We start from the raw sequence: 11,168 nt of genomic DNA on the forward strand, positions 1-11,168 counted from the left end.
AGCACCGGGACGGTGACCGCACCATCCACATCGGACCGAGGCCGGAGGACATCCTGGCAATCGTGGACGTGTCGACCTGTGAGCGCGATGAGGACACGGCGTTCGGCGACCACGGCCCCGCGGAGATGGTGCCGCGCGCGGTCAGGCCGCGAACTGGATGATGCCCTGGAGGGTCGGGGCGGTGGGGGTGCCGCAGCGTTGGGTGAAGGTGGCCTCCAGAGCGGTCAGACTGCCGGCGCTGTCCCGTTCGAGGTGGGTGATGGTGAACTCGCCGTAGTGGTCGGCGCAGCCGAGGCCGTTGGAGATGACCCGGAGGCCGGGGCTGGTGGGGTCACCGGGGTTGCGCGCTCCCGGGTAGGAGCCGGTGGCGAGGGGGGCACCGGCCGGGCCGTTGAGTTCGACGCGGATGAAGTCGGCGCCCGACCAGGTGGCGGCGTCGACCTTCACCACGGCCTCGTGTTCCCACACCCGAATCTCCCAGCCCGGCGTGGACCACGTGTCGGATCGGTTGTCGACCGGGTGGGCACCCGGTTCGGCGTCGAAGGTGAAGACCGCCGACGGTTCGGCGGCGGCCAGGGCGGGTGCGGTTCCGGACAGCGCCGCCAGCGCCATTGCGAGTGCGACCATCATGCGCCTCACCATTGTGTGCCTCCCCAGTTGCCGGTATCGAGGTCCAGGGTGTCAGTGGCGGCGGGTGCCGTCCAGGTCACGCCCGGTGTTCGGCGGAACGGGCGCTGGCCGATCGGCCGCACCGGGGCCGTCCAGTGGTGGCATCTGGGGTTGGCGCGTTGACAGTCAAACGTGAAACTTTGTCTACTTTTGGTGATCCTCACGATTCACGCTCACCCTGCACGTCGAGTCAAGGGGGCACAACCTGTGTCGTCGTCACGTTCGTTCCGTCTGGCGGTGTCGGCGCTCGGCGCCGTCATGGTCACCGCCGGTTTGCTCGCCGGACCGGCCAACGCCGAGCCCGACACGGCCGCGCCGCGCGCGACCGACCCGGTCACCGAGGTCACCGATCGTCTTGCCGCCCAACTGACCGGTCGCTACGCCGCCGAGGCGAAGCGGTTCGGCCTGTTCCCGACCACGGCCGAGCACGCCGTGAACCTCGCCGACGCGCCAGCCGACAGCGCGCTCGGCCGCGCGGTCCGGGCCGCCAACCGGGAAGTGCTGGCCGCCAAGGGTCTTCCGGCGGACAGCGCTCCCCTGCTGACCGTCCGGCTCGCCGACCCCAGCATGGTCGACGCGCTCCGGCGCGGCGTCACCCCACTGGTCGCGTCCTCACCGAGCGACGACGAGGCCACCAGCGTGACCGCCTACGGCCGCGACGCCAAGCGGGTCCTGCTCGACGCCGAGCGGATCCCCCACCGCCCCGTCTACCTGGTCGAGGTCGACAGCGCGGCGGCGCTGGCCGAAGGCATGGACGTCATCCAGTCGACACTCGCCCAGCACGGCCAGGCCCCGCAGGTGCGCGCCGCCGCCGGCTACTGGGCCACCCAGGTCACCTCGATCCGGCTCCGCGACGACGCCGAGCCGTGGCACAAGGGCAAGGCGGAGATCTTCGCCATCGCCGCCGGGTTCGGCCAGGACGGCAAGGTCAAGGTCGACACCGTCGAGATGCCCTACCTCGACCACGACGACACCACCTACTACCCCGGCCAGTTGCTGGTGCACTTCTCCTCCTACAAGTACAACCTGGCCGACCTCGTGCTGATGGAGGAGGACAGCGGCACGAACTACCGCGACCTCGCCCTGGCCCTGGCCCAGGCCCTGCTCACCATCGTCGACGGCGGCGTCTACATCCCCCTGGTCAACGCGATCCTCAACGCCCTGCCCGACGGCTGGTGGACCGACGACCCCGACTACGTCGACTCCTTCTACACCCTGTCCACCGCCACCGCCGGCACCCTCACCGGCGCCGCCAACAACGCCACCATGACCGTCGCGCCCTACTGGGTCGCCCCGCTCTGACCGCGACGTCCAGCTCCGCGAACCCTCGCGGAGCTGGACCCGTCTCATCTCCGGGAACCGAGTCGGTGGACGGTCCGCGTGGCGACGGCGTGGAGTTTGTCGGGGTTGGCGACGTTGTGCAGTGTGACGACGCGGCCGTTCTCGTCGAGGTCGAGGGTGAGGGTGGCGATCACGCGACCGTCGCCGCTGAACACCAGGCCCGGGGCGCCGTTGAGGTCGGTCAGCTCGACGGTCATCTCCGCGGGCAGGATGCCCTGGTACGGGCGGGTTCCCGTGGCCGCGACCCAGCGCGCCACCGCGTCCGCGCCGACGACCGGCCGCATGGCCTGGCGGACCTTGCCACCGCCGTCTGTCCACAGTGTCACGTCAGGGGCCAGCAGGGTCATCAACGTGTTGATGTCGCCGCCGGTCGCCGCCGCGAAGAACGTTTCGGTCACCTCGCGTTGACGGGCCCGGTTGACGTGGAAGCGGGGTCTCCTGGCCCGCACGTGGTTCCGGGCGCGGTGGGCCGCTTGGCGCACCGTCTCCTCGGACCGGTCGACGGCCTCGGCGATCTCGCCGTAGGTGAAGGCGAACGCCTCCCGCAGGACGAACACCGCGCGTTCCAGCGGGCTGAGCGCCTCCAGCAACACCAGCAGCGCCAGGGACACCGATTCCTCGGCAGCGGCGTCCTCGGCGGCGTCGGTCAGGATCGGTTCGGGGAGCCACGGGCCGACGTAGGTCTCGCGCCTGGCCTTGGCGGCGCGCAACCTGTCCAGGGCCAGGTTGGTCACGATGCGCACCAGGTATGCCTTGGGGTCGGCGACCTGGGAGCGGTCGGCCGCCGACCACTTCACCCAGGTGTCCTGCACGGCGTCCTCGGCGTCGGCGGCGCTGCCCAGGACGCGGTAGGCCACCGAGAACAGCAGGTTGCGGTGCTCGCCGAACGCCTCGTCGCCGGTCACCGCGTGTACCGGCCGCCCCGACGCCAGGCGAGAAGTCCGGCGTTGGGTGTCCTGCGCACCCTGGCGAACGTGGACCACGGGGAGCTGCTCACCGTTTCCTTGTACCAGACGGCCCGCCGGCCGGTGAGGTACCACCCCTTCGGCGAGTCGTCGGGGTGGGTGAACTGGATGACCGCGTCCTCGCGACCCAGACTCACCGGGACGTGCAGGTAGCCGAACCGGAACCGGCGGGGTTCCTTGCCACGCAGCTCGCGGGCGATGGACGCCGCGGCGTGCGCGCCGGTCGGCAGTCCGCTCTGGCAGGTACCGTGCAGGACCCCGAAGCTCTGCCGGATCGCGCCGGCGTCACCGACGACGTAGACCCGCGGGTGCGACACCGACCGCAACGAGGCGTCGGTGACGATCCGGCCCCGGTCGTCGACCTCGAGGCCGGCGGCCGAGGCCAGCGGTGACACGCGCACCCCGCTGGTCCACACCACGACGTCGGCCGCGACGCCGCCGCCGCCGGCGAGCTCGACCGAGTCCGGGGTGACCTTGACGATCTCGACGCCGACCCGGACCGCCACGCCCAACCGCTCCAGCACGGCGTCCAGGTGGGCCTTGGCCTTCGGCGTGAAGTGCGCCCCCGGCTCGTCCCTGCCCAGCAGGACCACGTCCAGCTCCGGATGCGCCTCGGCGATCTCGCAGGCCGCCTCCACGCCGGTCAGGCCGCTGCCGCACACCGCGACCGTGCCGTGCGACCCCGCCAGCCGGTGTGCCAGCAGACGGGCGGAGTCCGCGCTGTCGAGGGTGTGGGCGTTGTCCTCCACGCCGGGGACGGCGGCCGTGTCGGCGACGCTGCCCAGCGCGTACACCAGCGTGTCGTACTCCAGCACCCGCTCGTCGTCGACGCGGACGGTCCGCGCGGCGGCGTCGATCCCGGTGACCCACCCGCACACGAACTCCACCCCGGTACCGGCCAGCAGCTCGGGCAGCCGCAGGTCGGCCAGCCGCTGGCCGGCGGCGACCTGGTGCAGCCGCAGCCGCTCGGTGAACCGCTCGGCCGCGTTGACCACCGTGATCCGCACGTCCTCGCGGCGCCTGGTGCGCGCCGCCAGGCTCACCGCCGTCATCGTTCCCGCGTAACCCGCTCCCAGCACCACGATCCTGGTCATCACCGCCACCTTTCGCTCTGGTCGACGACCACCAGACGGGGCGGCACCGGCCGGACGTGAACCGCTGTGGCGCGGGACACAGTGTGGACGTTCGGGCACCAACTGCCGCCGATCTGCCGGTGCGACTGCCGGAGTGGTCGGGGCGGCGCTTCTACGTTTCAGGGCAATGCTTCCGTGACCGTGAAGGACTGCCATGAGCGAGAGGACCCCGGGGCTCGACGTCGTCGTCACGAGTCTGGCTTCTGATGCCCACACGTGGAACCTGGTGTACCTGCAGCTCGTGCTGGAGGAGCTCGGGCACCGGGTGGTGAACGTCGGTGCCTGTGTGCCCGACGAGTTGTTGGTCGACGAATGTGTTCAGTGCGCACCCGATCTCGTGGTGGTGAGCAGCGTGAACGGGCACGGGTTCCACGACGGGACCCGGGTGATCGCCGCGCTGCGGGCCCGCCCCGGGCTGGCCGCGACCGCCGTGGTCATCGGCGGCAAACTCGGCACCGGGGGTGTCGACGGCGCGCGGGAGCGGGCCGCGCGTCTGGTCGCCGCCGGGTACGACGCGGTGTTCGAGGACGGCACCGGCCTGGCCGCGTTCCGCACGTTCCTCACCCAGCTCCAGGCGGGAGTGCGGGTGTGAACGGGTTCGGGCGGTTCGTGGCCGAGGCGGACGGCCTGGTCGTCCAGCCGAGGATGGGGTTCGGGTCGCCGGAGCTGATGCGGCGCGGGCTCGCCGCGGTGCGGGACTCCGGCACGCTCGCCGTCGGCACCATCACCCTCGACAGCTACACCCGGGTCGGCAGCCACGACGTCGCCCGCGCCGCGCTCGCCGCCGGGGACGACCTCAACGGCTACCCGATCGTGGCCCACCCGGTGGACACCACCCTGGCCGTCGTCGACGGGATCGCCGGGGCGGGTTTCCCCGTCCAGGTGCGCCACGGCTCGGCGCTGCCCCAGGACATCGTCGCGGCGTCGATCGCCGCCGGGCTGTACGCCACCGAGGGCGGGCCGCTGTCCTACTGCCTGCCCTACAGCCGGGTGCCGGTCCGCGAGGCGGTGCGGGCGTGGCGGGAGTCGTGCCGGCTGCTGGCGCGGCTGCGGGAGACCGGCGCCGAACCGCACCTGGAGTCGTTCGGTGGCTGCATGCTCGGGCAGCTGTGCCCGCCCAGCCTGCTGGTCGCGATCAGTGTCCTGGAGGGCCTGTTCTTCCAGCGGCACGGCGTGCGCAGCGTCTCGCTGAGCTACGCCCAGCAGACCAACGCCGACCAGGACGCCGAGGCGGTGCACGCGCTGGCGACCCTCGCCGGCCAGCACCTCACCGGCCACGACTGGCACATCGTGATCTACACCTACATGGGGGTCTTTCCCCGCACCCCGCACGGCGCGAGCGCGCTGCTGGCGGAGGCGGCGCGGCTCGCGGCCCGCACGGGGGCGGCCCGGCTGATCGTCAAGACCGTCGCCGAGGCGCACCGCATCCCGACGATCGAGGAGAACGTCGCCGCGTTGCGCACGGCCGCCGACTCGGCGACCAGCACCACCTACGAACCGTCCACCCAGGACACCGGGATCCTCGCCGAGGCGCGGGCGCTCGTGGACGCCGTGCTGGCGCTCGACGACGCCCTGGACACCGCTCTGGTCACGGCCGTCGAGCTCGGTTTCCTGGACGTCCCCTACTGCCTGCACCCGGACAACCCCGGCCGCACACGCACGTTCGTCGACCACGACGGGCGGCTGCGCTGGTCGCGGCTGGGCGCGCTCCCGCTGCGGGGCATCGCCGACACCGGCGGGGACCACGACGTGACCGCCGCCGGACTGCTCCGCGCACTGTCCCATGTGGAGCGACGGTTCGACGACGCGGCCATCGAACAGGACCTGCACGCACTGCACCTCGACCGACCCTGCGAGCCGACCTCAGAGAGGAACGCCTGATGGACACCAGCCAGAACCTGCCCGCCGGCCCCCGCGAGCACCTGTCCTCCCCCACGACCCGGGCCGTGCTGCTGGTCCAGCACACGATGCTGACCGCGGCCAGGGAGTACCTGTGCGACCGGGGGTTCACCGAGCTGCTGCCGCCGATCATCGGCCCGGTCACCGACCCGGGCGCGCGCGGCGCCAAGCAGGTCGACGTGGACTACTACGGCCACCGCTACAAGCTGATGACCAGCGCGATCCTGTACAAGCAGGCATCGCTGACCGCGTTCGACCGGATCTTCTGCATCGCGCCGAACGTGCGGCTCGAACCGTTGGAGACCAGCAACACCGACCGCCACCTCGCCGAGTTCCACCAGATCGACGTCGAGTGGGCCGGGGCGTCGCGCGAGGACGCCATGGGGGTCGCCGAGGGACTGGTCGGGCACGTCGTCCGGCGGGTGGTCGAGCGTCGCGCCGCCGAACTGGAGGTGCTGGGCCGGGACCCGGACGCGTTCGCCGACCTGTTGTCCGGCGCGACGTTCGAGCACCGCACGCACGAGGCCGCGGTCGCCGACCTGCACGCGCTGGGCCACGCGCAGAGCGCCGACGCCGAGATCGACTGGGAGGGCGAGGCGATGCTCTCGGCGAAGGCCAGCCGACCGTTCTTCGTCACCGACTACCCGAAGGGCTCGCGCGGGTTCTACGACCGCGAGAGCGACCAGCGCCCCGGCTACCTGCGCAACTTCGACCTGCTGGCGCCCGAGGGCTACGGCGAGCTGTGCAGTGGCAGCGAGCGCGAGCACCGCTACGCCCAGATCGTGGCGCGGATGCGGGAGACGGGCGAGAACCCGGCCAAGTACGGCTGGTACCTGGCGATGGTGCGGGAGGGCATCCCGGCCAGTGCCGGTTTCGGCATCGGGCTGGAGCGGCTGACCCGCTACGTCGCCGGGCTCGACTCGGTGTGGCAGGCCAGCGCCTACCCGAAGGTGCCGGGGGTGGTCGCGCCATGAGCCTGTCCGCCCCCGGGTTCCCCCACGAGGCCGTGCGGGAACGGGCCAGGACCGGGACCGCCGCCGTGTTCCCGGACGTCTCGACCTACGGCACGACCCTGTACGGGGCGGGCGAGGCGGTGACCGGGGACGCGCTCGACGCGGCGGCCCTGGTGCCGCCGGTGTTCGTGCCCGAACGCCTGGAGAAGCTGATCGACCTGGCGCGGGAGCCGCTGCACTCCGACGTCGACCTGACCACCGACGTCGGCGGGTTCGCCTCGGCGCTGCCGGTGTACCTGTCGGCGTTCGGGTCGACACAGGTCGCCAGCGTGGACCTCGGTGTCGCGGCCAGCGCGCAGGCCGGCGCGCTGGGGGTGCCGATGGTCGTCGGCGAGAACATCGTGCCGGTCAGCGGGTACGGCCGGCTCGACGACGCGGGCGGCCGGTCGCTGCTGGCGCGGATCACCGCGTACGCGGACGCGGCGCCCGACGGGCTGGGCGGCGTGGTCGTGCAGCAGAGCACCGAGGACGCGGACGCCGAGGTGTGGAACCTCGTGTACAGCGACCCGGCGGCGCGCCCGCTGCTGGAGTCCGGGCGGCTCGGGTTCGAGCTGAAGGTCGGACAGGGCGCGAAGCCCGGGCTGGGCGGCCTGACGGTCGTGGCGCGCGAGGACGCGACCCGGCTGGCCGACCAGTTCGCGGTGGAGCCGGTGTTCGGCCGGGACGGTCCGCTGCTGCGCAGCGCGAGCCCCGGCACGTTCACCGAGGAGATCCTGCGCCAGCAGATCCGGTTGATGCGCAACAACTTCCCACGGGCCAGGGTGTGGGTGAAGCTGCCGCCGGGCCGGGACATCGGCGCGGCGACGCGGGTCGCGTGGGCGGCCGGCGCGGACTCGGTGACCGTCGACGGGGCGCAGGGCGGCAGCGGCTGGGCGCCCCGGGCGTTCCTCGCCGGGGTCGGGTTGCCGCTGGCCGAGTGCCTGAGCCGGATCGGTACCCCGCAGGGCTGTCTGCTGGTGTCCGGCCGGATCTGGGAGGGTCTGCGCGCGGTGAAGTGCCTGGCGGCCGGCGCCCGGGCGGTCGGGTTGGGCCGCGCGGCGCTGCTGGCGGTCGAGACGGACGCCCAGGCGGGCCTGCGGCGGTTGGTGGAGGCGCTGACGCTGGAGGCCCGACTGCTGGTGAGCGCACTCGGCAAGTACCGTCCGGCGGCGCTGACCCGCGAGGACCTGTGGTGGCCCGGCGAGGTCACCGCCGCCGAGCCGGTGCCGGTCCGGTGAGCGTGCGGACACCGGCCGCCCCCGGAACCCGGTCCGGTCCGCTCTCGGCGCGGTACCTGTCGTTCGTGGCGGCCGTCGGGTTGTCCGCGATCGGTGACGCGGCCTGGATGATCGCGCTGGCGTCCACGGTGGTCGGGGTGGCCGGGCCGGCCACGGCGGGCGCGGTACTGGCGCTCGCCGGGCTGCCGAGGATCGTGACGATGCTGGTCGGCGGTGCGGTCGCCGACCGGCGCGGGCCGGCGCGGGTCATGGTCGGCACCGACCTCGGCCGGTGCGTGGTGATGCTGGGCGCGGCGGGCGCCGTGCTGGTGACCGGACCGTCGGTGCCGGTGCTGGTGGCGGCGGCGGCCGGGTTGACGTTGCTCAGCGCGTTCTTCGTGCCGGCGTCCGGGGCGCTGCGACCGCTGCTGCTGCCGGAGCGGGACCTGGTGCGCGGCAACACCCTCTACCTGGTGGGTCTGCGTGCCGGGCAGGCGGCCGGCGGGCCGGTCGGCGCGTGGCTGGTCGGGCTCGGCGGGGTGGTGGCGGTCGCCGTGGCCAACGCGGCGAGCTTCCTGGTGTCGGCGCTGGCGGTGTCGCGGTTCCGGGAGAAGGCGCCGGAGCCGAGGACCACGACCGGGCCACGGTTCGTCACGCGGGTCGCCGAGGGCTTCCGGCACGTGATGGGCCACCGCGACCTGCGTCGGCTGGTGCTGGTGGTGGGCCTCGCGGAGCTGGCGAGCGCGGGCCCGGTGAACATCGGCCTGGTGCTGGTGGCCGACGAGATCGGCGCCGGACTGTCGGGCGCGGGGCTGCTGCTGACCGCGTTCACCGTCGGCGCCACCGTGGCGTTCGGCTGGGGGCTGGTGCGCCCGGTCGGCCGGCGGGCCGGGCCGGTGGCGCTGGTGAGCCTCGTGGCGCAGGCCGTGGTGCTGGTGGCGCTCGGACAGGTACAGGCGACGGTCGCCGCCCTGGCCTGCTACGGGCTGCTCGGCCTGCTCAGTGCCCAGCTCGGGGTGGTGCTGGTGTCCCAGATCCAGCGCGGCGCCGAGACGGCCGTGCGCGGGCGGGTCATGTCGATCATGTCGCTGGTGGTGTTCGCCGCGCCGCCGCTGGGCAACGCGGTGATCGGCGGCGCCATCGAGTGGTTCGGGCTGACCACGACCATGGTGGCGCACGGCGCGCTGGCGCTGGTCGCGGCCGCGGTCTACGGGTCGGCCCGCGCGTTGCGGGAGGCCCGCCTTGACTGACGACCACGCGGCGGTGTGGCCGTCGCTGCCGGAGTTGCGTGACGGGCTGCGCCGGGGGACGTGGCGGGCGGTGGACCTGCTCGCCCGCTGCCACGACCGGATCGCCGGGGTGGACCCGCTGGTGCGCGCGATCGTGGCGCTCGACCCGTCGGCCGACGCCGCCGCGCGCGAGAGCGACCGGCGGTTCGCCGAGGGTGCCGCGCGTGCGCTGGAGGGCGTGCCGGTGCTGGTGAAGGACAACATCGACACCGCGGGGCTGGCCACCACCGCCGGATCGCGGCTGCTGGCGGTGCCGCCGGTGGCCGACGCGGACGTGGTGGCGATGCTGCGGGCGGCCGGCGCGGTGGTGGCCGGCAAGACGGCCATGACCGAGTGGGGCAACTTCCGTTCCACGGCGGCGATCGAGGGCTGGTCGGGGGTGGGCGGGCAGACCGCGAACCCGTTCGCGCTCACCCACAGCCCGTGGGGTTCGTCGTCGGGGTCGGCGGTGGCGGTGGCGACCGGGATGGCGCCGGTCGCGTTCGGCACGGAGACCGACGGGTCGATCGTGTGCCCGGCGGCGGTGAACGGCGTGGTCGGGGTGAAGCCGGCACGGGGTCTGCTGCCGACCCGGGGCGTGGTGCCGATCTCGCCGGAGGTCGACACGGTCGGCGTGCTGTGTGGTTCGGTCGCCGACGCCACGTTCGTCCTGGCGGCACTCGGGATGCCGCCGGCGCCGCCGGTACGCGCCCCCCGCGTCGGGTACTGGCCGGGCCGGCGGATGGACGCCGAGGTGCTGGCGGTCGCCGACCGGGTGGTGGCGCGGGTCGAGCACGTGCCGGTGGAGCTGACGTTCGACGGGCCCATGCTGGTCGGCGCGCTGGACGCGTTGATCGCCGAGTTCCGGCCGGCGCTGGAGGGCTATCTGGCCACCCGGCCGGGCGTGCCGTCCACCGTGGACGAGCTGATCGCGGCCAACCGCGCGGATCCGGTGGCGCTGGCCCTGTTCGGGCAGGAGCTGTTCGAGCTGGCCGCCGCGGTGACCGGCGAGGACCGCGTCGCCGCACGGGCCAAGCGGGCCGCCGCGCGGGCGTGGGCCCGCGCCGAGGTCACAGCCGCACTCGGCGACCTGGACGCGATCGTCGCGCCAACGTGCGGCCCGGCCTGGCTGGTGGACCCGGCGGTGCCGCCGCCGATCACGCGCGCCACCTCCACCTACGCCGCCCTGGCCGGGCTGGCGAACGTGACCGTGCCGATGGGGTCGGTCGGCGGGCTGCCCGTCGGGCTGTCGGTGTTCGGGCCGGCCACCACCGGGGCGACGCTGGCGGTCGCCGGCGCCGTCGCGGCCGTGTGCGGTCCGCGACCCGTGCCGAACTGCCGCTCGACTGCCTCTTCGGCTGCCGTCGGCGCGGCCCCCGCGGCCGTAGTTTCTGAGTAACGACATTCCTTGCCCCGCAAGAAAAGGAGCGCTCGGATGAGCACCAACCCGTTCGAGGACAACGACGCCGAGTACCTCGTGCTGACCAACGACGAGAACCAGCACTCGCTGTGGCCCGCGTCGATCGCGGTGCCGCGGGGCTGGGCCACGGTGCACGGCCCGGACACCCGCGAGGCGGCCCTGGCCTATGTGGACGAGCACTGGACCGACCTGCGGCCGGCGAGCCTCGCCGCGCTGCGCGGCTGACCCTCCACCGCAGGCGACGACCCGGGAGACGGACGGCGA

At 73.5% G+C, this 11,168-nt stretch carries 11 protein-coding genes; 8 read left to right on the forward strand and 3 right to left on the reverse strand.

All coding sequences use genetic code 11. The features are described 5' to 3' along the window. Nucleotides 1-141 precede the first annotated feature (141 nt). Nucleotides 142-630, reverse strand: a complete 489-nt coding sequence (locus BLA60_RS29295) for a hypothetical protein (protein WP_154814695.1) — start codon at nucleotides 628-630, stop codon at nucleotides 142-144. A gap of 246 nt (nucleotides 631-876) precedes the next feature. Between BLA60_RS29295 and BLA60_RS29300 the strand changes: the two genes are divergently transcribed. Beyond that, nucleotides 877-1,971 (forward strand): DUF3103 family protein, encoded by a 1,095-nt coding sequence (locus BLA60_RS29300; RefSeq protein WP_211288887.1) that lies wholly within the window; start codon nucleotides 877-879, stop codon nucleotides 1,969-1,971. Between the two features lie 44 nt (nucleotides 1,972-2,015). On the opposite strand, the gene BLA60_RS29305 is transcribed toward BLA60_RS29300, so the two are convergent. Both BLA60_RS29305 and BLA60_RS29310 read right to left on the reverse strand, forming a co-directional pair. After that, nucleotides 2,016-2,915, reverse strand: a complete 900-nt coding sequence (locus tag BLA60_RS29305) for an RNA polymerase sigma-70 factor (RefSeq protein ID WP_245812201.1) — start codon at nucleotides 2,913-2,915, stop codon at nucleotides 2,016-2,018. Continuing rightward, entirely contained in the window at nucleotides 2,912-4,069 is a 1,158-nt protein-coding gene (locus tag BLA60_RS29310; RefSeq protein WP_075136261.1) for an NAD(P)/FAD-dependent oxidoreductase, read from the reverse strand. Before BLA60_RS29310 ends, BLA60_RS29305 begins: the two co-directional genes overlap by 4 nt. Before the next feature lie 193 nt (nucleotides 4,070-4,262). On the opposite strand from BLA60_RS29310, the gene BLA60_RS44940 reads away from it, so the two are divergent. The 7 genes from BLA60_RS44940 to BLA60_RS29345 are packed head-to-tail and all read left to right on the forward strand — an operon-like array spanning nucleotide 4,263 to nucleotide 11,129. After that, nucleotides 4,263-4,700, forward strand: a complete 438-nt coding sequence (locus BLA60_RS44940) for a cobalamin B12-binding domain-containing protein (protein WP_075136262.1) — start codon at nucleotides 4,263-4,265, stop codon at nucleotides 4,698-4,700. Then, nucleotides 4,697-5,989 (forward strand): methylaspartate mutase, encoded by a 1,293-nt coding sequence (locus tag BLA60_RS29320; protein ID WP_075136263.1) that lies wholly within the window; start codon nucleotides 4,697-4,699, stop codon nucleotides 5,987-5,989. Before BLA60_RS44940 ends, BLA60_RS29320 begins: the two co-directional genes overlap by 4 nt. Then, on the forward strand, nucleotides 5,989-6,981 hold the full coding sequence (locus tag BLA60_RS29325) for an asparagine synthetase A (RefSeq protein ID WP_075136264.1): 993 nt from the start codon (nucleotides 5,989-5,991) through the stop codon (nucleotides 6,979-6,981). The genes BLA60_RS29320 and BLA60_RS29325 overlap by 1 nt, the downstream gene beginning before the upstream one ends. Next, a complete protein-coding gene (locus BLA60_RS29330) occupies nucleotides 6,978-8,237 on the forward strand; it encodes a glutamate synthase-related protein (protein WP_075136265.1) in 1,260 nt (419 codons plus the stop codon). Before BLA60_RS29325 ends, BLA60_RS29330 begins: the two co-directional genes overlap by 4 nt. Further along, a complete protein-coding gene (locus BLA60_RS29335) occupies nucleotides 8,234-9,466 on the forward strand; it encodes an MFS transporter (RefSeq protein ID WP_075136337.1) in 1,233 nt (410 codons plus the stop codon). The genes BLA60_RS29330 and BLA60_RS29335 overlap by 4 nt, the downstream gene beginning before the upstream one ends. Then, nucleotides 9,459-10,883, forward strand: coding sequence for an amidase family protein (locus BLA60_RS29340; protein WP_084735358.1), 1,425 nt, complete (start codon nucleotides 9,459-9,461; stop codon nucleotides 10,881-10,883). Before BLA60_RS29335 ends, BLA60_RS29340 begins: the two co-directional genes overlap by 8 nt. A gap of 36 nt (nucleotides 10,884-10,919) precedes the next feature. Beyond that, nucleotides 10,920-11,129 carry an MbtH family protein gene (locus BLA60_RS29345; RefSeq protein ID WP_075136267.1) on the forward strand — a complete coding sequence of 70 codons (210 nt, stop codon included), beginning with the start codon at nucleotides 10,920-10,922 and terminating at the stop codon, nucleotides 11,127-11,129. The last annotated feature ends 39 nt before the right edge of the window (nucleotides 11,130-11,168 follow it).

It is taken from the genome of Actinophytocola xinjiangensis (assembly GCF_001921215.1).
GTDB lineage: Bacteria > Actinomycetota > Actinomycetes > Mycobacteriales > Pseudonocardiaceae > Actinophytocola > Actinophytocola xinjiangensis.